Annotated in this window: 22 protein-coding genes; 13 read left to right on the forward strand and 9 right to left on the reverse strand. The window is 73.4% G+C overall.

Annotation, left to right across the window (positions count from 1 at the left end):
- Nucleotides 1-44 precede the first annotated feature (44 nt).
- Together HW837_RS23020 and HW837_RS23025 are read left to right on the forward strand one after the other, a co-directional pair.
- Nucleotides 45-1,121: an ABC transporter ATP-binding protein gene (locus tag HW837_RS23020; protein WP_093789022.1), complete on the forward strand. Its 1,077-nt coding sequence runs from the start codon at nucleotides 45-47 to the stop codon at nucleotides 1,119-1,121.
- A 150-nt stretch (nucleotides 1,122-1,271) separates the two neighbouring features.
- Nucleotides 1,272-1,691 (forward strand): TOBE domain-containing protein, encoded by a 420-nt coding sequence (locus HW837_RS23025; RefSeq protein ID WP_045555632.1) that lies wholly within the window; start codon nucleotides 1,272-1,274, stop codon nucleotides 1,689-1,691.
- A 75-nt stretch (nucleotides 1,692-1,766) separates the two neighbouring features.
- Here the strand turns inward: HW837_RS23025 and HW837_RS23030 are convergent, their stop codons facing one another.
- Together HW837_RS23030 and HW837_RS23035 are read right to left on the reverse strand one after the other, a co-directional pair.
- On the reverse strand, nucleotides 1,767-2,273 hold the full coding sequence (locus HW837_RS23030; protein WP_045555631.1) for a mycothiol transferase: 507 nt from the start codon (nucleotides 2,271-2,273) through the stop codon (nucleotides 1,767-1,769).
- A gap of 96 nt (nucleotides 2,274-2,369) precedes the next feature.
- Complete coding sequence (locus HW837_RS23035; RefSeq protein WP_045555630.1) at nucleotides 2,370-2,990, reverse strand: hypothetical protein; 621 nt, start codon at nucleotides 2,988-2,990, stop codon at nucleotides 2,370-2,372.
- A 233-nt stretch (nucleotides 2,991-3,223) separates the two neighbouring features.
- On the opposite strand from HW837_RS23035, the gene HW837_RS23040 reads away from it, so the two are divergent.
- Nucleotides 3,224-4,762 (forward strand): helix-turn-helix domain-containing protein, encoded by a 1,539-nt coding sequence (locus HW837_RS23040; RefSeq protein WP_193382507.1) that lies wholly within the window; start codon nucleotides 3,224-3,226, stop codon nucleotides 4,760-4,762.
- Here the strand turns inward: HW837_RS23040 and HW837_RS23045 are convergent.
- A complete protein-coding gene (locus tag HW837_RS23045; protein ID WP_045555628.1) occupies nucleotides 4,752-5,657 on the reverse strand; it encodes a LysR family transcriptional regulator in 906 nt (301 codons plus the stop codon). The two genes, HW837_RS23040 and HW837_RS23045, sit on opposite strands and share 11 nt — an antisense overlap.
- 127 nt (nucleotides 5,658-5,784) lie before the next feature.
- On the opposite strand from HW837_RS23045, the gene mgrA reads away from it, so the two are divergent.
- The gene (gene mgrA, locus HW837_RS23050) at nucleotides 5,785-6,783 is read left to right on the forward strand and encodes an L-glyceraldehyde 3-phosphate reductase (RefSeq protein WP_045555627.1); all 999 of its coding nucleotides are present in this window, start codon (nucleotides 5,785-5,787) and stop codon (nucleotides 6,781-6,783) included.
- 274 nt (nucleotides 6,784-7,057) lie between these two features.
- Here the strand turns inward: mgrA and HW837_RS23055 are convergent, their stop codons facing one another.
- Nucleotides 7,058-7,336, reverse strand: coding sequence for a DUF1905 domain-containing protein (locus HW837_RS23055; protein ID WP_060885889.1), 279 nt, complete (start codon nucleotides 7,334-7,336; stop codon nucleotides 7,058-7,060).
- A 440-nt stretch (nucleotides 7,337-7,776) separates the two neighbouring features.
- On the opposite strand from HW837_RS23055, the gene HW837_RS23060 reads away from it, so the two are divergent.
- The 4 genes from HW837_RS23060 to HW837_RS23075 all read left to right on the forward strand — a co-directional run bounded on the left by HW837_RS23060 (nucleotide 7,777) and on the right by HW837_RS23075 (nucleotide 12,350).
- A complete protein-coding gene (locus HW837_RS23060; RefSeq protein WP_045555625.1) occupies nucleotides 7,777-8,187 on the forward strand; it encodes a hypothetical protein in 411 nt (136 codons plus the stop codon).
- An 80-nt stretch (nucleotides 8,188-8,267) separates the two neighbouring features.
- Complete coding sequence (locus HW837_RS23065) at nucleotides 8,268-10,592, forward strand: FHA domain-containing protein (RefSeq protein WP_193380203.1); 2,325 nt, start codon at nucleotides 8,268-8,270, stop codon at nucleotides 10,590-10,592.
- 5 nt (nucleotides 10,593-10,597) lie between these two features.
- Complete coding sequence (locus HW837_RS23070) at nucleotides 10,598-11,350, forward strand: hypothetical protein (protein WP_045555623.1); 753 nt, start codon at nucleotides 10,598-10,600, stop codon at nucleotides 11,348-11,350.
- A complete protein-coding gene (locus tag HW837_RS23075; RefSeq protein ID WP_045555622.1) occupies nucleotides 11,343-12,350 on the forward strand; it encodes a serine/threonine-protein kinase in 1,008 nt (335 codons plus the stop codon). Before HW837_RS23070 ends, HW837_RS23075 begins: the two co-directional genes overlap by 8 nt.
- Here the strand turns inward: HW837_RS23075 and HW837_RS23080 are convergent.
- Together HW837_RS23080 and HW837_RS23085 are read right to left on the reverse strand one after the other, a co-directional pair.
- Entirely contained in the window at nucleotides 12,322-12,786 is a 465-nt protein-coding gene (locus HW837_RS23080) for an RpiB/LacA/LacB family sugar-phosphate isomerase (RefSeq protein WP_045555621.1), read from the reverse strand. The two genes, HW837_RS23075 and HW837_RS23080, sit on opposite strands and share 29 nt — an antisense overlap.
- A 31-nt stretch (nucleotides 12,787-12,817) precedes the next feature.
- On the reverse strand, nucleotides 12,818-13,273 hold the full coding sequence (locus tag HW837_RS23085) for a MarR family winged helix-turn-helix transcriptional regulator (RefSeq protein ID WP_045555620.1): 456 nt from the start codon (nucleotides 13,271-13,273) through the stop codon (nucleotides 12,818-12,820).
- A 233-nt stretch (nucleotides 13,274-13,506) separates the two neighbouring features.
- Between HW837_RS23085 and HW837_RS23090 the strand changes: the two genes are divergently transcribed.
- Complete coding sequence (locus HW837_RS23090) at nucleotides 13,507-14,973, forward strand: MFS transporter (protein WP_093789025.1); 1,467 nt, start codon at nucleotides 13,507-13,509, stop codon at nucleotides 14,971-14,973.
- 102 nt (nucleotides 14,974-15,075) lie between these two features.
- Here the strand turns inward: HW837_RS23090 and HW837_RS23095 are convergent, their stop codons facing one another.
- Together HW837_RS23095 and HW837_RS23100 are read right to left on the reverse strand one after the other, a co-directional pair.
- Nucleotides 15,076-17,940 carry a LuxR C-terminal-related transcriptional regulator gene (locus HW837_RS23095; protein WP_093789026.1) on the reverse strand — a complete coding sequence of 955 codons (2,865 nt, stop codon included), beginning with the start codon at nucleotides 17,938-17,940 and terminating at the stop codon, nucleotides 15,076-15,078.
- A gap of 149 nt (nucleotides 17,941-18,089) precedes the next feature.
- Complete coding sequence (locus HW837_RS23100; protein WP_093789027.1) at nucleotides 18,090-18,770, reverse strand: hypothetical protein; 681 nt, start codon at nucleotides 18,768-18,770, stop codon at nucleotides 18,090-18,092.
- Nucleotides 18,771-19,079: 309 nt separating this feature from the next.
- Between HW837_RS23100 and HW837_RS23105 the strand changes: the two genes are divergently transcribed.
- A complete protein-coding gene (locus HW837_RS23105; RefSeq protein ID WP_045555616.1) occupies nucleotides 19,080-20,030 on the forward strand; it encodes a Dyp-type peroxidase in 951 nt (316 codons plus the stop codon).
- 3 nt (nucleotides 20,031-20,033) lie between these two features.
- Here the strand turns inward: HW837_RS23105 and HW837_RS23110 are convergent, their stop codons facing one another.
- Nucleotides 20,034-21,596, reverse strand: a complete 1,563-nt coding sequence (locus HW837_RS23110) for an amidohydrolase (RefSeq protein WP_093789028.1) — start codon at nucleotides 21,594-21,596, stop codon at nucleotides 20,034-20,036.
- A 229-nt stretch (nucleotides 21,597-21,825) separates the two neighbouring features.
- Between HW837_RS23110 and HW837_RS23115 the strand changes: the two genes are divergently transcribed.
- The 3 genes from HW837_RS23115 to HW837_RS23125 are packed head-to-tail and all read left to right on the forward strand — an operon-like array spanning nucleotide 21,826 to nucleotide 26,608.
- Nucleotides 21,826-23,589 (forward strand): ABC transporter ATP-binding protein, encoded by a 1,764-nt coding sequence (locus HW837_RS23115; RefSeq protein ID WP_093789029.1) that lies wholly within the window; start codon nucleotides 21,826-21,828, stop codon nucleotides 23,587-23,589.
- The gene (locus HW837_RS23120) at nucleotides 23,586-25,544 is read left to right on the forward strand and encodes an ABC transporter ATP-binding protein (protein ID WP_237270306.1); all 1,959 of its coding nucleotides are present in this window, start codon (nucleotides 23,586-23,588) and stop codon (nucleotides 25,542-25,544) included. Before HW837_RS23115 ends, HW837_RS23120 begins: the two co-directional genes overlap by 4 nt.
- Complete coding sequence (locus HW837_RS23125; protein WP_193380204.1) at nucleotides 25,544-26,608, forward strand: iron-siderophore ABC transporter substrate-binding protein; 1,065 nt, start codon at nucleotides 25,544-25,546, stop codon at nucleotides 26,606-26,608. The genes HW837_RS23120 and HW837_RS23125 overlap by 1 nt, the downstream gene beginning before the upstream one ends.
- The last annotated feature ends 7 nt before the right edge of the window (nucleotides 26,609-26,615 follow it).

Consider the following 26,615-nt stretch of genomic DNA (forward strand, 5'->3'; position numbering starts at 1 on the left):
CTCGGGGCGGGTCTCCGGGCGGGGCTCCGGATGTGAGCGCCGACATGGGTTCCGGTACGGCCAGTGGCGGCCCCTCCGTGGACGGAGGACTGGACGCCCGGCTCGTGGTCGAGCGCGGCGCCTTCCGGCTCGATGTGGCTCTCACGGCGGCACCCGGTGACGTGGTCGCGCTGCTCGGCCCCAACGGCGCGGGAAAGACGACGGCGCTGCGCGCCCTCGCCGGACTCGCCCCGCTCAGCGACGGCCATCTGCTCCTGGACGGCGTCGAGTTGGACCGTACGCCGCCCGAGAAACGGCCCGTCGGGGTCGTGTTCCAGGACTATCTGCTCTTCCCGCACCTGTCCGCGCTGGACAACGTGGCCTTCGGGCCGCGCTGCCACGGGGCGAGCAAGGCGGAGGCCCGCGCCGAGGCGGCCGTATGGCTGGAACGCATGGGTCTGACGCGGCACGCGTCCGCCAAGCCCCGCCGGCTCTCCGGCGGCCAGGCGCAGCGGGTCGCCCTCGCCCGTGCCCTCGCCACCCGCCCGCGTCTGCTGCTGCTCGACGAGCCGCTGGCGGCGCTGGACGCCCGTACCCGCCTGGAGGTGCGTTCCCGACTCCGCCGGCACCTGGCCGAGTTCGAGGCGGTCGCGGTGCTCGTCACGCACGATCCGCTGGACGCCATGGTGCTGGCCGACCGGCTCGTGGTCGTCGAGGACGGCCAGGTCGTCCAGGAGGGCGGTCCCGCCGACATCGCCCGTCATCCCCGTACGGACTACATCGCCCACCTCGTCGGCCTCAACCTCTACCGGGGCGAGGCCGAGGGGCACACGGTCCGCGTCGACGGCGGAGCCGAGGTGACGACCACGGAGGACCTCACCGGCCCGGTCTTCGTCGCCTTCCCGCCCAGCGCGGTCACCCTCCACCGCGACCGCCCGACCGGGTCCAGCGCCCGCAACCTCTGGCGGTGCGAGGTGGCCGGCCTGGAGACCCACGGCGACCAGATCCGCGCCGCCCTCACCGGTGAGCTGCCGCTGGCCGCCGACCTCACCACCGTCGCCGCCGCCGAACTCGACCTGCACCCGGGAGCCGAGGTCTGGGCGACGGTGAAGGCGGCCCAGACCCACGCCTACCCCGCCTGACCAGCCGCTCGACCGGATCCGCGAGGTGTCGTGCACCCTTCGCCTCGCGGTCGCGACGGAGATCGCACGGGGGCGGCCCCCGCCGGACTACGGTGGTCCGCACAGCACCCCGAAGGGGACAAAAACCCTGATCCTGTGAGGCGACCCACCATGAGCCTGAGCATCCGCAACCAGCTCCCCGGCACCGTCACCGCCGTCACCCCCGGCGAGGCCATGGCCACGGTCAAGGTCCGCCTCGACGGCGGCCAGTACGTCACCGCCGCGATCACGCTGGACGCCGTCAGGGACCTCGGTCTCGCCGAGGGCTCCGCCGTGCGCACCCTGGTCAAGGCCACCGAGGTCGCGCTGGCCACCGGCCCGGTCGCGGGGCTGTCCATCCGCAACCAACTCCCCGGTACGGTGCGCGAGGTGGCGACGGGTGCCGCCATGGCCTCGGTCAGGGTGGCGGTCGACGGCGCCGAACTGACCGCCGCGATCACCACGGACGCGGTCACCGACCTCGGTCTGGCCGAGGGGTCCGCCGTCACCGCGCTGATCAAGTCGACCGAGGTCTCCCTCGCGACCGGATGAGCCGGTCGCGGGCCGGGGCCGGATCAGGGGCGGGCAGCAGGGGCACGGGAACGGAGGCCTCGCCGACCTACCGACCTACTGGCCGAGCAGCCCCCGTACGTACGCCGCCTGGCCTACGTGCTGGAGATCGTCGGCCAGGACACTCACCAGGCGTACGCCGAGCGTGACGGCCGGGGTCCACCGCTCGTCCACGACACGGTCCAGGTCGTCGGGGCCGAGCCCGCGCACATACTCCAGGGTCCGCTCGTGCACGGCGTCGAAGTAACCGGTCAGCAGGTCACCCGAGGCGACCCGCACGGCGGCGACCTGCGCCGCGCCGTGCCCGTAGCCCGTGTCCCGGGACGGCAGCGCGAGTCCGAAGCGCTTCTCCCAGCCCTGGGACAGCCAGACCTGGTCGAGCCCGGCCGCGTCGGCCACATGGTCGTCCTGGATGCGGGTGAGATGCCAGACCAGCCAGGCGACGGAGTTGGCCCCGGGCGCGGGGCGGGCGTGGAGCTGCTCCGGTGACAGCCCGTCCACGGCGGAGTGGACCTCCTCCCTGATCCGGCCGAACGCGTCGCTGAGAACGTCCTTCACATCCATACGTCCACCATCGAGCATCGGGGCCGTGCCCGCAGCGCCCCGCCCCGCAGCGCCGGTCCCCCGATCCGGCGCTGCGGGGTTGCCGCGGGGCTCAGGTCAGTAGAGCTTGTTGACGGCGGTGGTCGTCGTCTTCTTGAAGGCCTTGACCGGCGCGTCCTTGAAGCCGCCCATCTGCCCCCAGTCCACGACGGTGACGGTCCGGCCGTCCCGGCCCACGGACAGCAGCCGGATGTCCATGGCCCCCCAGGAGGTGACCGTGGCCACGCCGTGGACACGGGCGCCCTCCTCGACGGGCAGCGTCCCGAGGTCCCGGTACTCGGCCTCGACGTCCGGGTCGGAGGAGTCGCTCACGCAGTCGCGGAAGTCCTTGTTCAGCCGCGCGGCGAGCGCCTTGGCCTTGCTGTCGCTGCCGGTGACGACGACCGTCTGGCGGGCGCTGGTCTCCAGGTCCGTCCGGAACGAGCGGTGGTTGATGTCGTACGCCAGCAGCGCGTCGCCCAGGCAGTACTGGAGCTCCTCGGGGAGGCCGTCCTCGATCCCGCCGGCCGTCCAGGAGGACGAGGGATGCGGCGGGAGCTGGGAGGCCGACAGGTACTTCGGCGCGGTGCCCGCCTTCGCGGCGGCGGCCGGGACGGCGCCGGCGGCGAGCGCGGAGAGCGCGGTGAGGCCCGCCACGGCGAGTGCGGTGAGCGTGCGGGCCCGGGTGTGATTGGGCATGGTTGTCCCCCGTGAACGAGTACGTGGATGAGTGAGTGCCGTCGCTCCGCCGCCTGCGCCGGATGGTCCGTCCGGCCCTGGTCGGTGCGACACCAAGAGCATCGGCCGTCACTGGGCGTGAGCGCAACGGCCGTCATCCGATCGGCGGTCCTGGAACCATCCCAGCCCTTCTGACGTGCAAGTACGGGGAGTGCCTGGGACGCCGTCCCGGGACGGGGAGGACGTGGAGAACAGTGTCGGCAGCACCGGACGACGTACGGGAGTTCGCGGAAGCGCTCACGCGTCTCAAGGAACGCACGGACCGCAGTTACGGGCAGCTGGCCCGGCGCCTGGGCATGAACACCTCGACGCTGCACCGCTATTGCGCGGGTGACACCGTCCCGCTCGACTTCGCGCCCGTCGAACGCTTCGCCGCGCTCTGCGGAGCGACCGGCGCGGAACGGCTCGAACTGCACCGCCTGTGGCTCCCGGCGGTAGCGGCACGGCAGCGGGCGCGGACGGGTGGGGGAGGGGCCGCGGAGGCTACGACGGCGGAGTCGACCGAGTCGGCACAGACGGCTGAGACGGCTGAGTCGACCGAGGGGGCCGAGCTGCGCGAGCCGGCCGAGCCGGCCGAGTCGCCGGAGTCGGCCGCGCTGGTCCAAGCCGTCGAGTCAGGTGAGCCCGTGGGGTCCGGTGAACCGGTCGGGTCCGGTGAACCCGTGAAGTCGGTCGAGCCCGCTGAGCCGGTCGCGCCGTCCCCCGGGGCGGTCGACCCCGCTGAGCCGGTTCGGTCGGCCGAGGCGTCCGAGCCCGTCGTTGTGTCGGCGTCGGTGGCCTCGGCCCGGCGCCCCTGGCATCGGCGTCGGCGCAGTCTCGTCGGCGCGGCCGTCGGTGCCGTGCTGATCGCCACCCTGGGCAGCCTCGCCGCGCTGCCGGGCGGCGGCAGCCGGTCGGCGGACGGCAGTGCCGGGGGTGGTGAGCCGACACCGTCCCGGACGACCTCGGCGGCCCAGCGGCCCTCGACCGCTCCCACGAGCCCGTCGCCCTCCCCGCCCCCGGACACCGACGGCACGAAGAGACCTTCGGGCACGCCCTCGACCTCGCCCACCGAGCCCGACAGCGGTTCCACGAAGGACGACGACACCGCCGAGCGGAAGCCGCCGGCCAGCGGCGTGCCCCTCACCTGGACGGCGAACTCCCAGCTCTGGGCTTCCGGCTGCGCTCATGACTACGTTGTCGCCAAGCCGCCGAAGGAGGTGCCCCCGCCACCGGCGCCGCAGGACGGGGAGGTCTGGGCCGCGACGCAGCGGGGGGTGCACGGCCGGAACACGACCGTGGAGATCACGGTCCAGGGGCGGAAGTCCACGGCCGTCGTCCTGACCGCGCTGCGGGTCCGCGTCGTCGGGCGCACGACTCCCGTCGAGGGCAACGCCTACGGTATGGGCGGGGGCTGCGGCGGGCGGGTCACGCCCCGGTACTTCGACGTGGACCTGGACAAGGACCGGCCGATCGCCCGCCCGGTGGACGGCGCCGACCTGGACGTACGGATCCCCGCCGTGACCTTTCCGTACAGCGTGTCGGCCGAGGACCCGGAGGTGCTGAAGGTCTCCGCCGAGACCGAGACCTGTGACTGCAGCTGGTACCTGGAACTGGACTGGTCCTCCGAGGGCCGTACCGGCACGGTCCGGATCGACGACGGCGGCAGCCCGTTCCGCACGACCGCGGTCAAGGGACTGCCGCGCTACGAGTACGACACCGTGAACCGAGGGTGGGTGCCCGTCACCGGCTGACCTCAGCAGACCCCGGCGGCGGATCGAGGAGTTCCATCAGGGCGCGCGCCGCCGGGCTCATGGCCTGCGGCGGCGGCAGCAGCGCGACCGTCTCGTAGACGGTCGCGCCGCTGTCCTTGACGGCGAGCGGGACCAGCGTGTCGCGCTTGTGCCGGAAGTGACGCGGGACGACGGCGACGCAGAGGTTCTCCTCGACGAGTTCCAGCAGACTGTGCACGTCGTTGACCTCCAGGGCGACCGTGCGGCGGACGCCGGCGGCGGCGAACACCGCGTCGGTGGTCCGGCGCGGGCCCCAGTCCGGGTGGAAGTCGACGAAGACCTCGCCGCCCAGCTCCTCGGGGGTCACCGCGGCGCCGGCGGCGGCGAGGCGATGGCTGGGATGGCACAGGACCGTCATCGGCTCGCTGGACAGCGGTACGACCCGCAGCTGGTCGGTGTCCTTCTGCGCCGCCCGCACGGCGAACGCCAGATCGAGGCGGCCGCTCGCGACCTCCTCGGCCAGCGCGCCCGAGCCCGCCTGCCGCAGGCAGATCTCCACATCCGGATGACGGCGGCGGAACGAGGCCAGCAGCCCCGCGACATTCAGTCCGGCCACACACTGCTCGAACCCCACGGCCAGCATGCCCCGCAGCACTCCCTGCACGGCGGCCACCGCCTCCCGCGCCGACCGCACCTGCGCGAGGATCCGCTCCGCCTCGGTCAGCAGCGCCCGCCCGGCGGGGGTCAGCATCACCCGGCGGGTCGTCCGCACGAACAGCGGCGTCTGCAGCTCACGTTCCAGGGCCCGCACGGAGGCGGACAGGCCCGACTGGGAGACCAGCAGCCGCTCGGCGGCCCGGGTGAAGTGTTCCTCCTCGGCGACCGCGACGAAGTGCTGGAGGTGACGGAGTTCCATGACTGAGAAGCGTAGGCGCTGAATCCCATCGGATTCTTCTGTTGGACCAATGCCCCCAGGTCGCGAAAGAGTGGACACCGGTTCTCAGGGACCCCGGTCCCCCCGCGCCAACCTCTCTGGAGTCGCGTTGTACACCGCACACCCCGACCGCTACGCGGACATGCCCTACCGGCGCACCGGACGCAGCGGCCTGAAACTCCCCGCGCTCTCGCTCGGCCTGTGGCACAACTTCGGCCCCGACCGCTCCGTCGAGACGCAGCGCGCGATCCTGCGCCGCGCCTTCGACCTGGGTGTCACCCACTTCGACCTGGCCAACAACTACGGGCCGCCGCCCGGTTCCGCCGAGTCCGCCCTCGGCGAGGCACTCAAGGACGACTTCGCCCCGTACCGCGACGAGCTGGTCATCTCCACCAAGGCCGGCTATCTGATGTGGCCCGGCCCGTACGGCGAGTGGGGCTCGCGCAAGTACGTGCTCTCCTCGCTCGACCAGAGCCTGAAGCGTATGGGCCTCGACTACGTCGACATCTTCTACTCGCACCGCCCCGACCCGGAGACTCCGCTGGAGGAGACGATGGGCGCGCTGCACTCGGCGGTCCAGCAGGGCAAGGCGCTGTACGTCGGTGTCTCCAACTACTCCGCCGAGCAGACCCGTGAGGCCGCCCGCATCCTGGGCGAGCTGGGCACCCCGCTCCTGATCCACCAGCCGCGGTACTCGATGCTCGACCGGCGCCCCGAGAGCGAGGGCCTGCTCGACGCCCTCGACGAGCTGGAGGTCGGCTCCATCGTCTTCTCCCCACTGGAGCAGGGTCTGCTGACCTCGCGCTACCTGGACGGCATCCCGGAGGGCTCCCGCGCGGCGAGCGACAGCCCGTTCCTGAACTCCGAGGCCGTCACCGAGGACCTGGTCGGCAGGCTGCGCGCGCTGGACGAGGTCGCCAAGTCCCGCGGCCAGACCCTCGCCCAGCTCGCCCTGGCCTGGACGCTGCGCGGCGGCCGGGTCACCTCCGCCCTCGTCGGCGCGAGCAGCGCCCGTCAGATCGAGGACAGCGTCGGCGCCATCGCCCGCCTCGACTTCGAGGCGGACGAGCTGGCCCGCATCGACGCCATCATCGAGGGCAAGGGCTAGTGCCGCGTCAGGCAACGTTCGCCCCGTCGCGACGCCCGGCACGCCCTCTCGCCGCACCGGCCGAAAACCCAAGTACATCCAGTACGAGGGCTTTCGGCCGGCACACCGAGAGCACGCACCGGACGCCGCTCCTTGACGGGCAAACGTTGCCTGACGCGGCACTAGCCACCGACAGCCAGGGCGCTCGCGGCAGCCGTCGGCATCGAGGCGTGCGGCCCTTCGGTGCGGGCCCCGGCTCGCACCGGGGCCCGCGCAAACCGGTCCGCGACCGGTCCTAGCCCTCGATCCGCTCCTCCAGGCGGACGGTCACCGACTCGCCCGCCTCCTTCCCGATCGCCCTGCGCACCTCGGCCTTCACGGGCAGCTTGTGGGTGCCGTCGCCCAGGGCCATGAAGGAGCCGCGGAAGGGGTGCCCGTCGATCGTCCCGCGCACCTTGACCAGGCCGCGGGTGCCGAAGAACGCCGCGGAACCGGGCCATACGAGATAGGTCCAGCCGCCCTTGGCGGGGCTCTTCCGCAGCTCCGTTGTGAACTGCTCGTCGAGCGCGCTCATGATGTCTCCTCCGCTTCCCGGTGGTCCGCCACGAACAGGAGACCGCCGGGAGCGCCAAAACTCATCGGGCGCGGTCGTTGAACGCTCCGTCGGGTGCGTCCGTAGAAGACGGCGACCGGCCCGGAGGCCTCCCGCACGCATGCCCCGGCCCGGGAAAGACCCGGTCGCCGTGGTCGGCGTGCCGTTTCGGCCAATCATGCCCTCGCATATGCCAGGAGACTGGCTGAATTGGCATGGTGACAGAGGGTCAGGAGTGGCGATACTCGACTGACAGGGCGATTGAGTCATGAACGAACGCGCACCCATGCGCGCTCTTCACGTCACTCTGCGTGACGTTCTTGTCGCCGGATGCGCACGACCAGCAAGTCTGTGAGGCGAGAGCAAGTCCGCTCGGCGTGACGGGCCGGGCGGGGCCGGCGGTGCGATCGGGGGAGCGAAGCGTGCACGACGAATTCCTGTGCCATGTCACCGCGTACGGCTGGTGCGGCGGTCAGCGCGTCGGCGTGCCCCTCGGTACCTATCGCGCCCCCACCCTGGCCCTGGCGTTGTGGTGGATGCGCGACCGCGCGTTATGGATCGCCGAACGCCTCGACCCGCGACCCGAGAACCCCAACTTCCCCCCGAACGCGGTGGTTCCGGTCGCCGACACCGTACCGGACGTACCGAGCCAGCTGCGCGCATGGTCCGCCGACGACGTACAACAGGACCTGGTGGCCGAGGAGTTGGCCGCCGGGAACCTCGTCCGGATCGCGACGAACGACGACACCACGGAGTACGAGCTGCTTGCCGAGTCCGTCGACGCCGTACGCATGCAGCGCATCGCCCAGAGGATCGCGGCCCCCGCCGCCTGAGCGGGGCGCGCCCGCGCTCGTGGGCCCCGCCCCGCCGCTGTCGGGCGCGCATATCGGGACCGATCGGTAGAATTTTCCGCATGGCAGAGCGGTCGATCGCCCCCACCGCGCCGGCACTCGTGCTGGAGACCGAGTCGGGCTCCACCGTGCTGGCCCCGTCCCACGCCTACCACGTCGGGCGCGACCCGCTCAGCGACGTCGTCCTCGACGACGACCGGGTCTCGTGGCACCACGCCGTGCTCCGGGCCGAGGCCGACCACTGGACCATCGAGGACGAGCACAGCACCAACGGCACGTACGCCGACGGCCACCGCATCCACGAGTGGGACGTCGGCCCCGGCACGGTCATCCACTTCGGGAGCCTCCCCGACGGCCCCCGCGCGGTGCTCACCGGCCTCGCCCCCGAGCGGCCCTCCGGCATCCACCGCCCCGCCACCACCGGCACCTTCCGGCAGCCCACCAGCGTCCACCCGCTGCCCGAGCGGACCGTGCACATCGGCCGCGCCGCCGACAACGACCTGGTCATCGACGACCTCATCGTCTCCCGCCGGCACGCCGAGCTACGGGCGCGGCCGGAGGGCACGTACGAGATCGTCGACCTCGGCAGCCACAACGGCACCTACCTCAACGGCACGCCCGTCGACCGGGCGCCGGTCACTCCCGGTGACATCGTCGGCATCGGTCACTCCGCGTTCTGCCTGGTCGGCGACGAACTCCAGGAGTACGTCGACACCGGTGAGGTCTCCCTCGACGTCCAGGAACTCACGGTCGCCGTCGACCGCGGCCGGAAGACGCTGCTGGACGGCGTGTCGTTTCCGGTCGGCGAGAAATGCCTCCTCGCCGTCGTCGGCCCGAGCGGCGCCGGCAAGTCCACCCTGCTGAACGCCCTCACCGGACAGCGCCCCGCCGACAGCGGCAGCGTCCTCTACGACGGCCGCGACCTCTACCGCGACTACGCCGAGCTGCGCCAGCGCATCGGCCTGGTCCCGCAGGACGACATCCTGCACGCCCAGCTGACCGTGCGCAGAGCCCTGTCCTACGCCGCCGAACTCCGCTTCCCCCAGGACACCGCGATGGCCGAACGGCAGGCCCGCGTCGACGAGGTGATCCGCGAACTGGGCCTGGAACAGCGCGCCGGGCAGCCCATCCACAGCCTCTCCGGCGGCCAGCGCAAACGCGTCAGCGTCGCCCTGGAACTCCTGACCAAGCCCTCCCTGCTCTTCCTCGACGAACCGACCTCCGGGCTCGACCCCGGCATGGACCGTTCCGTGATGCACATGCTGCGCGGCCTCGCCGACGACGGCCGCACCGTCATCGTCGTGACCCACAGCGTCCTCAGCCTCGACGTCTGCGACCGTCTCCTCGTCCTCGCGCCCGGCGGCAAGGTCGCCTACTACGGGCCGCCGGACGACACCCTCGCCTTCTTCGGGTTCGAACAGTGGCCGGAGGCGTTCGAGGCCTTCGAACGGGACCAGGAGCGGGACTGGGCGGGGGAGTACCGCGACTCGCCCTTCCGGCGCCAGTACGTCACCGTCGCCATGGGGCAGCCGTATCAGCCCGACGCGGAGCCGGTCGCCGTGGCGCCGCCGCCCAAGCCGCAGAGCTGGGGCGCCCAACTGGGCACGCTGGTCCGCCGGTACGCGGCCGCGCTCGGCGCCGACCGCACCTTCCTCGCCATCATGATCGCGCTGCCGTTCGTGATGGGCGCGATGGCCAGGGCCCTCGCGGGCGGCACCCTGGACCGGGAGACGGCGATGAACGCGCTGCTCATCCTGTGTGTGGGCGGCGTGCTGACGGGTGCGGCGAACGCCGTGCGCGAACTGGTCAAGGAGCGGGTGATCTACCAGCGCGAACGGGCCGTGGGGCTGTCCAGATCCGCGTACCTGATGTCCAAGGTCGTCGTCCTCGGCACGGTCACCGTCCTCCAGGCGATCGTCCTCACCCTGGTCGCGCTGCTCGGCGTCGACCTCGGTGCCCCCGGCGGCGAAGGGGTGCTGATGCCGCCGCTGGTCGAGATCACGATCGCCGTGGCCCTGCTCGCCTTCACCGCGATGATGCTGGGCCTGGTCGTCTCCGCGCTGGTCCGCAAGGAGGAGGTCACCATGCCGTTGCTGGTGCTCCTCGCGATCGTCCAGGTCGTGTTCTGCGGCGCCCTGCTGGATGTGCGGGGCACGATCGTCCTCGAACAGCTGGCCTGGCTGGTGCCGTCGCGCTGGGCCTTCGCCGCGATGGCCGGCACGATCGACCTGGAACGGATCGTCCCCGACACCTCGGACCCGCTGTTCGCGCACTCGGCGGGCGTGTGGCTGCTCGACCTGGGGATGCTCGTCGTCCTGTCGCTGCTCTGCGGCTGGGCCGTCGCCCGGCTGCTGCGCCGCCGTGAGCCCGCGGTGATGCGGAAGTAGCCGCCATGACGACCACCGGCTTCCTGCCCACCCATGTCGTCCCGCCGGGTGGCCTGTCCGCCTGGGAGAGCCCCCACCCGGACCGCCCGACCGTCCCCCTCGACGCGCTGCTGCCGGTACAGCTGCTGGAGCGGCGCGGTGACTGGGGGCATGTCCTGTGCGCCAACGGATGGTCCGCGTGGGTCGACGGCCGCCTCCTCGTCGCCGTACCGCAGGACCCGCCCGCCGCCGGCGCGGCACCCGCCCGTACGGCCGACCCGCGTCCGCTGCTGGCCCGGGCCGAGGAGGCCCTGACGCGCTACCGCACCGAGGCGGAGGCGCTGGCCGCCGGGCACCGCGACGGGGAGGCGTTCCACGAGCGTACGAAGGGGCTGCGGGTCGGGGTCGTCGTCGACGGCGAGTCGCTGTGGCTGTTCGACGCGGCGCACGAGCGGTGGGTGTACTGCGACGGGGCGCGGTTGAGCACGTTCGCCGCGGTCGAGGAACCACGCGAGACCCCGGCCGCCGCACGTGAGACCCCGGCGGTCGCGATCGAGGCCCAGGTCGCTCCACGCTCCGCACCGGCCGCCGCCCCCGCCTCGACGCCGCGGGAACCGACGAGGATCGTGGGGGAACCGGCACGCCGACCGGAGGACCGGCGACCGACCGACTCCCGGCCCGGCGGCACCACCAGGCCGACCGATCGCGATCCGGCCGATCGCGTCGCGGGCGAGGGCGAACCCACGCGGCTGGTCCCGCCGGTGACCCCCGATGAGTGAGACACAGCCGTACGCGGGGCGCCCCTCCGAGCTGGTCGGGCGGCGGATCGCCGGATACCGCGTCGAGCGCGAGATCGGCCGGGGCGGTATGGCCGTCGTCTACCAGGCGACGGACCTGCGGCTGGAGCGGACGGTCGCACTGAAGCTGCTCGCCCCGGAACTGGCCCGCAACGACACCTTCCGGCGCCGCTTCACCCACGAGTCCCGGGTGGCCGCCGCGATCGACCACCCCCACATCGTGCCGGTCTTCGAGGCGGGCGAGACGGACGGTGTCCTCTACATCGCCATGCGGTACGTCGCCGGCAGCGACCTGCGGCACCTGCTGGACCGGGAGGGCCCGCTGCCGGTCACGACCGCGACCCGGATCGCCGCCCAGGTCGCCTCCGCGCTCGACGCGGCGCACGACCACGGCCTGGTGCACCGGGACGTGAAGCCCGGCAACGTCCTGGTCGCGCAGGGCACGGACAGCGACCACCCCGAGCACGTCTACCTCACCGACTTCGGTCTGACGAAGAAGTCGCTGTCGCTGACGGGCTTCACCACCGTCGGCCAGTTCGTCGGGACGCTCGACTACGTGGCGCCGGAGCAGATCTCGGGCAAGCCGGTCGACGGTCGCTGCGACGTCTACAGCCTCGCCTGTGTCGTCCACGAGACACTCGCCGGCCGGCCCCCGTTCCAACGGGACGACGACATGGCCCTGTTGTGGGCCCACCAGTACGACCAGCCGCCCCCGCTGACCGGCCTGCGGCCCGATCTGCCGCCCGCGGTGGACCAGGTGATGGCGACGGCGCTGGCCAAGTCCCCGGACGACCGGTACGACTCCTGCCTCTCCTTCGTGGCGGCGCTCCGGGCGGCCGGCACGGCGCGGGGCTTCACACCGCCGGGACACGCGCCGACCCGGCCGGTCCCGCCGACCGCGTCCGGGCCGCCCGACGCCCCGCCCGAGCCGCCTCCGTGGGCCGCGCCCGTGTTCATCCGGGCCGGCCGTCACCCCGGCTGACGTCGAGCCGCTCCACGTGGGCCACGTTCTCCCGGTCGTCGGTGTCCGTGCCGGCCTCGGCGGCGAACCATGCGTCCAGGATCTCCTTGAGCAGCGGCTCGGAGGTCAGCCGCAGCCCGATCGCGAGGACATTGGCGTCGTTCCACCGGCGGGCGCCGTCGGCCGTGTAGGCGTCCGTGCACAGGGCCGCCCGCACCCCGGGCACCTTGTTCGCGGCGATCGACGCGCCCGTGCCGGTCCAGCAGCACACGACGGCCTGGTCGGACGCGCCGGAGGCGACCTCGCGCGCCGCCGCCGCCGAACAGACGGCCCACCGGGGGTCGTCCCCGTCGCGCAGCGCGCCGTGTGTCACGACGTCGTGGCCCCGGCCGCGCAGCTCCGCGAGGAGGAGGCGCGCGACGGGCTCGTCCATGTCCGAGGAGACGGAGATCCGCATGCCCCCGAGGTTACCCGGGCCCCGAGGCCCCCTACGGGCGCGGCCAGGGCTTTCCGGCCAGCCGCTCGATGCTCGTGTTGAAGCGCTCCAGATAGTCGGCGAACCCGGCGATGTCCTCCTCCGACCAGCCCTCCAGGACCATGGCGAGCGTACGGACATTGCCCTCCCGCTCCTCGTCCAGCCGGCGCTCGCCCTCCTCGGTGATGCGGAACTTCCGCGCCACCCCGCCCTCCGGGTCGAGGGTGTGCTCGACCAGTCCCGCCCGCAGCGCGGCGGCGGTCTGCCGGCGCAGGGTGGAGGCGTCGAGGCCGAAGGCGTCGCTCAACTCGCTGATCGACATCGGCCCCTCGATCCGGATGCGGCTGAGGACGATGTACGCGCTGCGCTCCAGCGTGGAGTCCTTGCGGCGCCCCTTGCTCTTGCTCAGATGCTGGTAGCGCCCGAGCAGCATGTTCTCGTACTCGACCCGGCGCGTCGGATCTTCCACGGTCGCCTACCTCCTCGTTGCGGACACGGCCAGGGCGATCTTTCCATCCCGCCGGGCCCGTACGACCCGGCGGAAGGGCGCACCGCCGACAGCCCTGTGCATCATGCATGGAGTGTGTGTCATGCATTTCTCATGTGTCATGCACTTCACGTGTGCCATGCATGGGGTAGGTATGCTGCACGCCAGGTGCATGACGTATGCCCGGATCCCGGTCCATCGCACGGAGGAACTCCTTGACGGCCAACCCCCCGCCCGCCGCCCGCCCGGGCGGTGTCATCGCGACGCTGGCGCTCGCCGGCATCGTCGCCGCGATCATGCAGACACTGGTGACGCCGCTGCTCACCGACCTGCCCACGATCCTCGACACCAGCGCCGCCAACGCCTCCTGGGTGATCACCGCGACCCTGCTGACGGGAGCGGTCTTCGGCCCGATCGGCGGCCGTCTCGGCGATCTGCACGGCAAGCGCCGCATGCTCCTGGTGTGCTGCGCCCCGCTGATCATCGGCTCGGTGGTCTGCGCGCTGTCCTCGTCCGTCGTGCCGATGATCGTGGGCCGCGGGCTCCAGGGCATCGGTATGGGGGTGGTGCCGCTCGGCATCAGCCTGCTGCGCGACGTCATCGCGCCGGAGAAGCTCAGCGGCTCCATCGCCCTGGTCAGCGCCTCCTTGGGCATCGGCGCCGGTCTGGGCCTGCCGATCGCCGCCGCCGTCGCCCAGTACGCCAGCTGGCGCGTGCTGTTCTGGGGCGCCGCGGGCCTGGCCGTCGCGGTCACCGCCATGGTCTGGTTCCTCGTCCCCGAGACCCCGGCAGGCGCCAAGGGACAGCGCTTCGACTTCGTCGGCGCCCTCGGCCTCGGCGGCGGTGTGGTCTGTCTGCTGCTCGCCGTCTCCAAGGGCGCGGACTGGGGCTGGGGTTCGGCCGTCACGCTGGGCCTCTTCTTCGGCGCCGGCGCGCTGCTGCTGTCCTGGGGCCTGTGGGAGCTGCGCACCCGCGAGCCGCTGGTGGACCTGCGCACCACCGCGCACCCGCGCGTGCTGCTCACCAACGTCGCCTCGGTCCTCGTCGGCTTCGGCATGTACGCCCAGTCGCTGATCACTCCGCAGCTGCTGAGGTTGCCTGAGGCCACCGGCTACGGTCTGGGCCAGTCGATGCTGGCGATGGCGCTGTGGATGGCCCCGGCCGGGCTGATGATGATGGCGCTCTCCCCGCTCGGCGGAAAGCTCACCAACGCCCGCGGCCCCAAGTTCACCCTGGTCACCGGCTCCCTGGTGATCGCCGCCGGCTACGGGCTCTCGCTCGCGCTGATGGGCTCCACCTGGGGTCTGCTGATCGTCTCCCTCGTCGTCAGCTCCGGCGTCGGCCTCGCCTACGGGGCCATGCCCGCGCTGATCATGAGCACGGTGCCGCTGTCCGAGACCGCCTCCGCCAACAGCTTCAACACCCTGATGCGGGCCCTGGGGACCTCCACCGCGGCGGCCGTGGTCGGTGTGGTGCTTGCCCAGATGACCACCACGCTCGGCGGCTTCAGCCTGCCCTCCGAGGCCGGCTTCCGGACCGGTCTGATGATCGGCTGCGGTGCCGCGGTGGTCGCCGCGGCGGTCGCCGTGTTCATCCCCGGCGCACGGGCCGCCACCGGCTCCGGCCCGGAGCCGGACGAGCGGGAGGCGAGCACGGCCGAGGCGCCGGCCTCCGCCGCCTGACGGGGGAGGGGGAGTGCGGCGGGCGGGACGGCACGCCGGCCGCGGCTCTGCTCCTGAGCGGGACCCCCGTGCGGTCGGCCGCCGCGTGCCTGTCCGGTGCGGTCAGCCCGTCCGGCGCAGCAGGGCGGACAGGGTGAGCCGGGACGAGACACCGAGTTTGCGGTACACGCGGAACAGGTGGGTCTCCACCGTGCGCGGACTGAGGAAGAGCCGCTCGGCGATGTCGCGGGTGCGCAGCCCTTCCGCCGCCAGGTCGGCGATCTCGCGTTCGCGGTCGCTGAGCAGCCCCAGCGCGTGTGCCGCCGGGTCGCTCCCGGACAGTTCGGCACGCAGCTCCTCCACCCGCTCCCGTACCAGCGAAGCCCTGTAGGAGCGGGCGACCGTCTCGGCGACGTCCAGCTGCCGCAGGGCCTCGGCCGGGCCCTCCGCCTCGGCGCACGAGGGGGCGCCGGTCGCCAGCGTCCAGGCGTACCGCACAGGCATGTCGGCGGCGCGGAACGCCCCTGCGGCCAGGGCGAAGAGCTTGGCCGCCGCGTCGTGCTCGCCGTCGGCGGCGTGCAGCCGGGCGCGGGCCTCGTGCACGTACGCCTCCTGCACCGGCAGGCCGAGCCGGCCGGCCTCCACCTCGGCGGTCCGCACGAGATGGTGTGCCCGGTCGAGGTCCCCGCACTCCAGCGTGGCCGTGGCCAGCAGGGCGAGGAGGAAGGGCCGGGAGAACGGGCGCACCAGGGGCAGCCGCTCGCCGCCCACGCCCTCCAGCAGGGTCCGACGGCACCCGGCGGCGTCCCCGGCCAGCAGGCGCGCCTCGGCGAGCAGACCCGTCGCCGAGGTGGCCCACCAGCTCCGGCCGGGCGGGGCGACCGTGGTCGCCTCCTCGACCAGGGCGACGGCCTCGGCGGCGTGGCCCCGGCCCCGGGACCAGACGAGCGCCGTCGTACGCATCGCCCGCGCCAGGGTGACCGCGCCTTCGGCGCCGAGGGCGCCGGCCAGGGTCTCGACCTGGCGGGCCCGCCGCTCGGAGTCGTCCAGCCGGCCGGTCCACTGCTCGGCCATGGCGAGGGCCAGCAGCCGGTGCATGAGGATGGGCCGGCCCGCGTCCGAGTCCGCCGTCTCCGGTCCGCGGGCCAGATGGCGTGCCGCGTCCGCGAACCGTTCCAGGTAGAGCTCGGCGCAGCCGAGCAGGGCGAGGGTCTCCGGCGTCCGTCCGGCGAGCGGGTCGGGCAGTGCGTCCAGCAGCCGCGCGCAGTCGGTGACCTCGGGGCCCGCCTCGTCGATGTCCCCGGCGTGGGTGGCGCACAGGGCGGACAGGACGCGGAGCACGGTGCGATCCGCTCCGCCCGCCGCCCGCGCGGCCTCCCGGAGCAGCGTCCGCGCCTGCTCGTGGGTGCCGCGGACGACATGGATCAGGCCGTACTCGATGGCGAGGCGGACGGCCTCGGCCGGCAGTGGGTCGGGCAGCGGCCGGGGCAGCAGGCCGAGCGCGGCCCCCACGACGGCCGTCGCCTCCTTGTACCGGCCGAGCTGTCGCTCGGCGTCGGCCCAGACGGTGTGTGCCTGGAGCGTCTGGCTGTCGGTGAGCTCGGCCCGGGGGGCGCCCAGCAGTTCGTGGGCGCGGGCGCGTGCCTCCGCCGGCTGCCCGGAGGCGATCAGGGCGCGGCAGCAGGCGAGTTCGAGAGCGGTCCGGGCGGCGCGGTCACCGTCGCGGTCGGGCAGGGTCTCCAGGGCCAGCCGGAACCAGCGGGCGGCGGTCGCCGGCGACCGTGCGGCGATCTCGGCGGCTCCCTCGGCCAGCGTGCGGGCGGCGTCGAGGCCCTCCGTGCCGAGGAGGTGCTCGGCGTGGCGGGCCCGTTCGGCGGCCCGGCCGCCGCGGGCGGTGACCAGGTCCAGGGCGCGGTGGTGGGCGCGCAGCCGGACCGAGGATCCTGCCCGTTCGTACGCGACGTGACCGACGACGGGGTGACGGAAGCGCAGGGCCCCGCTCCAGTCGGCCGGCCGGACCAGGTCGGCGTGCTCCAGTTCGGCGAACGCGTCGAGGGTGGGGTCCAGGCCCAGCCCGGCGACCCGGGCCACGTCCTGCGGGCGGAACGGGGTGCCGAGCACGGCCGCCGCCGCCATCGCCGTCGCGGCCGGGGGTGTCAGAGCGTCGAGTTCGGCGATCAACGGCTTCGCCTCGTGGAGCAGTCCGTCGATGTCGGTCCCCGGGCGGTCGGGCCAGTGGCCGGGCCGCCAGCGCGCCGCGAGCAGCAGACGCAGATGCCGTGGATTCCCCTCGGCGGCGGCGCACACCTGACTCGCGAACTCCCGTACCACGGCGGGTTCGTGGGAGGACGGCGGGTGGTTCGCGCGCTCGTGCGCGTGCGGCGCGGGGCCCGCGCACGTGTGCCGGGCGGCGAGCAGGACGGCCGTCGCCTCCGCGTCGAGCGGACCCGGTTCGATCCGCGTGAGGGTGCCGGTCCGGACCCCGTCCTCCAGCGCGTCCCGCAGCTCCGGCGGGGTCTGCCGGGGCCGGTGGGCGAGCGCCAGCACGAAGGGGCCGGCCACCACGGAACGGACCAGCCGCACGAGCGCCGCCGTCGACGCCGGATCGCACCGGTGCACGTCGTCCAGGACCAGGACACCACCGGCGGCCCAGCGGGCGGGCCGGTCGTGGAACTCGGCGAACACCCGTCCGCCCCCGCCCGCCGGCCGGGGGAAACCCCGCCGTGCCTCGAACGCGTCACGGAAGACCTGGAGCGGGACCGCGCCGCCGCGCACGGCATGGGCCCGGGCGACCGGGAGACGCCGGCGGGCCGCCAGGTCCAGCAGGGCCGTCGCGAGACGGGTCTTGCCGATGCCCGGCTCGCCGGTGATCTCCACCACCGACCCCCGGCCGTTCCCCAGCGCGTCGAGGACCTGCGTGAGCCGCGCGAGTTCGGCCTCCCGCGCGACGGGGAGCCCTCCGGCCTCGGGTACGGGCACCGCGGTCATGCGTGCCGTTCCCCCTCCGCGTACGGTCCGGCGACCCCTGGCTCACTCCGGCCCCGGGGCGTCCTCGGGGCAACCCTACAGAAGCAAGAGAGGGTGATCCGCTTGTGTGACCAGGGGCGGTGACCGGCCGGGACGCGCAGGTGGTGCGGTCAGGGCGAGGCGGGCGGGTCCAGGAGGCGGACGACGATCGACCACGGTCCGTCGGAGCGGGCGTAGAGGAGACAGGGGCCGGAGAGAGGGGCTTCGCCGTGCCAGGGGCCCACGTGGTTGGCCAGCTCGTCGAGGAAGCCGGTGCCGTCCGGTTCGAAGGTGTCGACGAGGAAGTACCCGCCGTCGTCGGAGCGCGGATCGCCCTCGTACCGGAGCGTCGCGATCCCGGGCCCGCCGGTGTGGCGCAGCACGTCCGAGGCGGGACGCCGCGAGTGGCCCGCACAGGGCAGCGCGCTCGACAGCGGGCTCACGTCGACCGTCCACGGCCCGTCCGCCTGGACGCGCACCGCCCGCACCGGCCGGTCGTCGGCGTTCACCAGGGCGCGGCACGAGAACGGGCCGTCGGTGTAGACGAGTTGGCTCTGCGAGTGCAGCCTCCCGTCGAGGGCGTCCACGACGAAGTGACCGCTCCCCGCGTGGGTGATGTCGAAGATGACCGGCCCCGTCCCGGTGGTCAGCCGGGTGACCGCGTCGCCGTCGCCGTCGATCCGCTGGAGCGCCGGGCCGCCCGCGGTCAGCAGCGGGGGCGCCTGCCGGGGCGGCTCGTCGCTCTTGCCGAGCCCGGAGGGCGGCACCACAGGGGCCTGTCGCCGCGCACGGTCGCGTCGGAACCACTTCATGGAGCCCCCCTGGTGACGTCTGCGCACAGTATTGGGCGTCCGGGTCTCCGCGTACACAACGAGGACCGCACTTCGCCAACCGCCTTCGCGGCACGGGAGATTGTGGCGTTCATCATTGTTTGCGGGGGAGTGGGCACGGCCGGGCATCGTCCTCGGTCCGGCCGGGCATGGTGAGGAGGGCGGAACACGCCCGGGGCAGGCGGCGCGCGACGACGGGGTCGTGCGACTGCCCACGGAGCCGCCCGAGCCGTCCTGAGCGAATGTCGTCCACACGTGGTGCGCACGTGTGGTGCGTGAAGAGGGGGAGCCATGGTGCCGCCGGTCCTGCCGGAGGACGTGTCGTCGCAGCCGATGCTGAGCCCGCTGACGTCCGCCGCCGTCTTCCTGGTCGTCGGCGTCGTCCCCGGTGGTGAGCCGACGGCCCGCGGGGTGCTGGCCCAACTCGCCGGTCTGGAAAGGGCGGTGGGCTTCTCCAGCCCCGACGGCGCGCTCGGCTGTGTGGCGGGGATCGGCGCCGACGCCTGGGACCGCCTCTTCGGCACGCCCCGCCCCGCCGCCCTGCACCCGTTCCCGCAGCTGGAGGGCCCCCGGCACCGGGCCGTGTCCACGCCGGGCGACCTGCTCTTCCACATCCGGGCGACCCGCGTGGACCTCTGCTTCGCGCTGGCCGCCGAGATCATGCGGCAACTGCGCGGCGCGGTCACCCTGGAGGACGAGGTCCAGGCCTTCGCGTACCTCGACTCCCGCAACCTCCTCGGCTTCGTCGACGGCACCGAGAACCCGGTCGGGCGCGTCGCCGCCGACGCCGTGCTCGTCGGTGACGAGGACCCCGGCTTCCGGGGCGGCAGCTATGTGCTCGTGCAGAAGTACCTGCACGATGTGGAGTCCTGGGAGAAGCTCCCCGTCGAGGCCCAGGAGAGGGTCATCGGCCGGACCAAGCTCACCAACCTCGAACTCGACGTGGAGGGTTCGCACGTCGACGTCAACACCCTCCTCTCCCCGGACGGCACGGAACAGCGCATACTGCGCGCCGCCATGCCGTTCGGCAGGCCCGGACAGGGCGAGTTCGGCACGTACTTCATCGCCTACGCCCGTGACCCCTCGGTCCCCGAGGCGATGCTGCGGAGGATGTTCCTCGGCGAACCGCCCAACGGCCACGACCCGATCCTGGACTTCTCCCGGGCCGTGACCGGAACCATGTTCTTCGTGCCCTCCGCCGACTTCCTGCGCACCGCCCCCGCCCGGCGCCCGCCCGTCTGACCGTCAGAACTCGTCCTCGCCCTCGACGAAGGTCCGCACCACCTCGATGTCCCCGATCCGGGACACGTCCACCCGGCGCGGGTCGTCCCCCAGCACGACGAGATCGGCCCGCCTGCCGGGGGTGAGGCTGCCGGCGTCACCGTCCCAGTGGCAGGCGCGGGCGGCCTCGACGGTGTACGCGCGCAGCGCCTCCTCCACGGTGATCGCCTCGTCGGGGCCGATGAGGCGGCCGGACTCCGAGGCCCGCTCCACCATGAACTGGATCGCCCGCAGCGGGGCGCCGTTCGCGACCGGGCGGTCCGAGCTGCCGGCCACCCGGACACCGTGGTCGAGGAAGCCCCGGCCCCGGTACAGCCAGCCGGCCCGCTCCTCGCCCATGATCGTGGCGTAGTCGTCGCCGTAGTAGCGCAGGAAGCTCGGCTGGACGACGACGGTGACACCGAGCGCGGCCAGCCGGGGCAGTTGGTCGGGGCGGACCAGGCCCGCGTGCTCGACACGGTGGCGTGCCTCCGGGCGAGGGCTCAGCTTCCGGGCCTTCTCCAGCGCGTCCAGGGCGACGTCCAGGGCCCGGTCGCCGATCGCGTGCACCGCGAGCTGCCAGCCCGCGAGGTGCCCCTCGACGATCGTGCTCTCCAGGACCTCGGGCTCGTGCATGAGTTGACCGGAGCCGCCAGTGCCCAGATAGGGGCTGGTCAGGGCCGCCGTACGGGCCATCATGCCGCCGTCGGTGAAGACCTTGAGCGAGCCGAGGGAGAGGGCGCCCTCGCCGAAGCCCGTGCGCAGACCGAGGTCGATCGCCCGGCTCGTGGTGTCGTCGGCGTCGGCGCGCACCGGGCGCAGCGCGTCGGCGGCCACCATCAGCCGTACCCGCAGGGGCAGCCGGCCCGACTCGTGGGCGAGCTGGTAGGCGGCGCCCTCGACGGGGCTGTGCCCGAACAGCCGGGCCCCGACGCCCGCTTCGGCGCACCCGGTGATGCCCTCGGACCGGCAGACGCGGGCCGCGTGCTCGATCGCCGAGGCCAGTTCGGTGAGCGAGTGCGGCGGCCGGGACTGCAGCGCGGCCCCCATGGCGCCCTCCGCGAGGAACCCGTCCGGCCGGGCCACGTCCGCCGGAAGTCCCGCGAGCACCGCCGAGTTGACGAGGCAGGCGTGCCCGGAGAGATGGCCCAGGTACACCTTGCGTCCGGCGCTGACGGTGTCGAGGTCGCTCGCGGTGAGGGGGCGGTCGAGGGTGCGCTGGTCGTAGCCGCCGAAGTCCACCCAGCCGCCGTCCGGTGCCCCTGACGCCGCTTGTGCCACCACGCGGAGCACGTCGTCGGCGCGTCGACACGGCGCCACGCTGGGTGCCTTGGCCTTCAGGCCCGCCCAGGCCAGGTGCACATGGGCGTCGATGAAGCCGGGGAGCACGGTGGCACCGTCCAGGTCCAGGGTCCGGCGCGCCGGAAGGCCCGCCACGTCCTCGTCCAGGCCGACGATCCGGCCGCCCCAGACGCCGAGTTCCCGGGCGGTCGGGCGGTCCGGATCCATGGTGACGATGTGGGCGTTGGTGATCCTGGTGCTGAGCACGGACAGGTCCTTCCGGTCGGGGGCGGGGGCCCGGGGCGTTCTCGTCCAGGTGAAGTCGCCTGGTCCGTACGCCAGTTGACGGTCGGTTCGGCTAATGTCCCCCGCGTTCGGGGAGGTCGCTCAGGTCTCGAAGACGTCTCGGGGCTGGCCCAGGAAGACAAATGTAGTTAGCCTTACCTAAGTTTCTTTGTACGTTTCCTGTGTTGGCGAAACCGGTCCGGAGTGTTGCGTGAGAAAAGCGGACCCACCGGGACGGAACGTCCTGTGGCGCGCGGTCGGCGGACAGCGTCGGGACGTCGTGCTCGGCGCGGTTCTGGGAATGGGGCACCAGACGGGTGAGGCCCTGGTGCCGGTGCTCATCGGAGTGGCCATCGAGCGCGGCGTCGTCGACGGCGACATCCCCGGACTGCTGCTGTGGCTGCTCCTCCTGGCCGCCGTGTACGTCGGGCTCTCCTTCAGCTTCCGGTTCAGCGCGCGGGCGGGTGAACGCGCCGCCGTCACCGCCGCGCACCACCTCAGGACCGCCCTCGTCGGCCGGGTCCTCGCACCCGAGGGCGGCGCCGAAGAGGGCAGGCTGCCGGGCGAGTTGACGAACATCGCCACCGAGGACGCCAAGCGGGTCGGGGCCGTCGCCATGGCCCTCATCGTCGCCTTAGCGGCCACCGCCGGGCTCGTCGTCAGCGCGGTCGCCCTGCTGCGCGTCTCGCTCGTGCTGGGCCTCCTCGTGCTCCTGGGCTCCCCTCTGCTGCTGTGGCTGGGACACCTGCTGAGCAAGCCCCTGGAACGGCGCAGCGAGACCGAACAGGACCGCGCCGCCCAGGCCTCCGGCGTCGCCGCCGACCTGGTGGCCGGGCTGCGCGTCCTCAAGGGCATCGGCGCCGAGCAGGCGGCCGTCGCCCGCTACCGGCGCGTCAGCCAGGACTCCCTCGCCGCCACGCTGCGCGCCGCCCGCGCCGAGGCCTGGCAGAACGGCGTCGTCACCATCCTCACCGGCGCGTTCATCGCCCTGGTCGCGCTCGTCGGCGGACACCTCGCCGCACGCGGCGACATCGGCCTCGGTGAACTCGTCTCCTCCGTCGGCCTCGCCCTGTTCATCGTCGGCCCGCTCTCCGAGTTCGCCTGGATCAACGCCGAACTCGCCCAGGGCCGCGCCTCCGCCGCCCGGATCGCCGAGGTGCTGGACGCCCCCGGCGCCGTGGCCGCGAAGGGTTCCGCCGATGCCGTACCGCCGGCCGACGTCCAGGGCCGGCTGACGCTGCGCGCCCTGACCCACGGCGCCCTGCGCGGGGTCGACCTCGACATCGCCCCCGGCGAGACCGTCGGCGTCGCCACCACCGACCCCGCCGACGCCACCGCGCTGCTGCGCTGCCTCGGCCGCCACACCGACCCCGACGACGGCACCGTGGAACTGGACGGCACCGCGCTGACCGCGCTCGGACCGGACGACGTCCGCGCGGTGATGCTGGTCGCCGAGCACGACGCCGACCTGTTCGAGGGAACGGTTTTGGACAACGTCACGGCGGCGATCGTCACGACCGCGCCCACGGGAGCGACGTCGGGCGCCGCCGACACGGGGTCGGAGAGCGCGGCCGTACCGGCGGGCGTCACCGCCGCGATGGTCGCCTCCGGGACGGACGAGGTCGCCCGCGCCCTGCCCGACGGCATCCACACCGCCGTCACCGCACGCGGCCGTTCCCTCTCCGGCGGCCAACGCCAGCGCGTGGCCCTGGCCCGCGCCCTGGCCGCCGACGCGCCGGTCCTCGTCGTGCACGAACCGGCCACCGCCGTCGACGCCGTCACCGAGTCCCGCATCGCCGCCGGCATCCGGGACGTCCGCGGCGGACGCACCACACTCCTGGTGACCAACAGCCCCGCCCTCCTCGCCGTCGCCGACCGTGTCGTCCTCCTCCACGAAGGCCGCGTCCTCGCGACCGGCGACCACGAACGCCTCGTCCACGAGCGCGCCGACTACCGGACGGCGGTCCTCACATGACCGATCAGGTGAAATCCACCGAGGCGGAGTCCGGGGCCGGGGCCGGGGCCGGGGCTGAGGCTGAGGCTGAGGCCGGGGTCGCCGAGGCCTCCGTGGTCTCCCGAACCGGCGAGGCCGAGCCCCCGCGCGGTGGGCGTGCCGAACCTGTACTGCTGCCCGTCGCCACTGCCGCCCGCACGCGGGCCGCGGTCGTCGAACTCCTGCGGCCGCAGCGGCGGCTGGCCGTGTCCGCGTTCACCGTCATGGTCGCGTCCACCGCCGTCGGGCTGCTGGTGCAGCCGCTGCTGGGGCGGATCGTCGACCTGGCCGCCGACCGGGGGTCCGCCGACGCCATCACCGCCACCGCGGTGCTCCTCGTGGCCGTGGCCGTCGTCCAGGGCGTCACCGCCGGGTTCGGGCTGTCGCAGATCGCCCGGCTCGGCGAGACGACCCTGGCCCGGCTGCGCGAACGCTTCGTCGAGCGCGCCCTCGCCCTCCCCCTGGACCGCGTGGAGAAGGCCGGCGCCGGCGACCTGACGGCCCGGGTCACCGCCGACGTCTCCCTCATCGCCGACGCCGTACGCAACGCGCTGCCCGCCCTCGGACGGTCGGTGCTCACCATCGTCCTCACCTTCGGCGCCCTCGCCCTGCTCGACTGGCGGTTCCTGCTGGCCGCGCTGCTCGCGGTCCCCGTGCAGGTGGCCACCGCCCGCTGGTACGTCGCCCGCGCCATCCCGCTCTACGCCGAGCAGCGGGTGGCCGCCGGCGCCCAGCAGCAGCAGATGCTCGACACCATCGGCGGCAGCTCCACCGTGCGGGCGTTCCGGCTGGGCCGCGAGCACACCGAGCGGGTCACCGAGCGGTCGTGGTCCGTGGTGGCGCTGACCATGCGGGGTGTACGACTCGTCCTCGGCTTCTACAGCCGGCTGCACATCGCCGAGTACATCGGGCTCGCCGCCGTCCTCGTCACCGGCTACTGGCTGGTCCGCGACGGCTCCGCCAGCATCGGTACGGCGACTGCCGCCGCCCTGTACTTCCACAGCCTGTTCGGACCCGTCAACGCGGCCCTCGCCCTCCTCGACGACGCCCAGTCCGCCACGGCGGGCCTCGCCCGGCTGGTCGGCGTCACCGACGAACCCGTGGCCCCGCCGCCGACGCGCACGGTCGGGGCCGGCGGTGTCGACGTCACCGTCCGAGGGCTCGGCCACGCCTACCGGCCGGGCCACCCCGTCCTGCACGACATCGACCTGACGATCCGCCACGGCGAACGGGTGGCCCTCGTCGGCGCCAGCGGAGCCGGCAAGACCACCCTGGCGCGACTCGTCGCGGGCATCCAGCCGCCCACCACCGGCGACGTCCTGGTGGGCGGCATCCCGCCCACCGAACTCGGCGCCGCCGCCTCCCGCACGATCGCCCTGATCACCCAGGAGACCCATGTCTTCGCGGGCCCCCTCGCCGACGACCTGCGGCTAGCCAAGCCCGACGCCACCGACGACGATCTGCGCGCCGCGCTCGACCGCGTCGACGCCCTCACCTGGGCCGAGGCCCTGCCCGACGGGCTCGCCACGGTCGTCGGCGACGGCGGCCACCGGCTCAGCGGTGAGCGCACCCAGGCCCTCGCACTGGCCCGGCTGATCCTCGCCGACCCGCCCCTGGTGATCCTCGACGAGGCCACCGCCGAGGCGGGCAGCGCCGGCGCCCGCACCCTCGAGAAGGCGGTCGCGCGCGCCGTCGACGGCCGGACCGCGCTGATCGTCGCCCACCGCCTCAGCCAGGCCGCCACCGCCGACCGCGTCGTCGTGATGGAGGCCGGCCGGGTGGTCGAGAGCGGCACCCACGACGAACTCCACGCCGCGCACGGCCCCTACGCCGACCTGTGGTCGGCGTGGTCGGACGCCCGCGAGACCGGCCCCCGGCCGGCCCCCGAGACCCCCACACGCACCGCTCCGCAGAAACCCGAACCGAAGGACCGCTGATGTTCCGCTCCCGCAGAGCGCCACGGCTCGCCGTCGTGCTCGCCTCCGCCACCCTGCTCCTCGCCACCGCGTGCGGTGGGGGCTCCGACTCCGACGACGCGTCGGGCGCCGGCGCGGAGGCGAGCACCTCCGGCGACTCCGCCTTCCCGGTCTCCGTCGACCACAAGTACGGCAGCACCACGATCAAGGCCGAACCCAAGCGGATCGTCACCGTCGGCCTCACCGACCAGGACTCGGTCCTCGCCCTCGGCGAGGTCCCCGTCGGCACCACCGAATGGCTCGGTGGCTACAAGGGCGCCATCGGCCCCTGGGCCGCGGACAAGCTCGGCTCCGCCGAGGCGCCGACCGTCCTCAAGGACACCGGCACCGGCCCGCAGGTGGAGAAGATCGCCGCCCTCAAGCCCGACCTGATCCTCGCGGTGTACGGCGGACTCACCAAGGAGCAGTACGAGTCGCTGTCCAAGTTCGCGCCCGTGGTCGCCCAGCCGAAGGCGTACAACGACTACGGCGTCCCGTGGCAGGAGCAGACCGAGACGATCGGCAAGGCGCTCGGCAAGTCCGACGAGGCCGCGAAGGCGGTCGCCGACACCGAGGCGAAGATCAAGGCCGCAGCCGACGCCAACCCCGGCTTCAAGGGCGCCACGGCCGTCATGGCCACCCCGTACGAGGGCATGTTCGTCTTCGGCAGCCAGGACCCGCGCTCGCGCCTGCTGACCGGCCTGGGCTTCACCCTGCCCAAGGACCTCGACAAGGTGATCGGCGATCAGTTCGGTGCGAACATCAGCAAGGAGCGCACGGACCTGCTCGACCAGGGTGTCATCGTCTGGCAGGTCGGCGACGTCACGAAGGACGCCGCCAAGCTGCACAAGGACGCCTCCTACAAGGACCTGAAGGTCGTGAAGGAGGGCCGTGAGGTCTACGTCAACGAGACCAGCGACTACGGCAACGCACTCTCCATGGGCACCGTCCTCAGCCTGCCGTACGTGATCGAGCGCCTGGCGCCGCAGCTGGCGGCGGCCGTCGACGGCGAGAGCGACACCAAGGTGGAGCAGCCCGCCTCCTGACGCGATC

The sequence above is a fragment of the Streptomyces caniscabiei genome, assembly GCF_014930365.1.
GTDB lineage: Bacteria > Actinomycetota > Actinomycetes > Streptomycetales > Streptomycetaceae > Streptomyces > Streptomyces caniscabiei.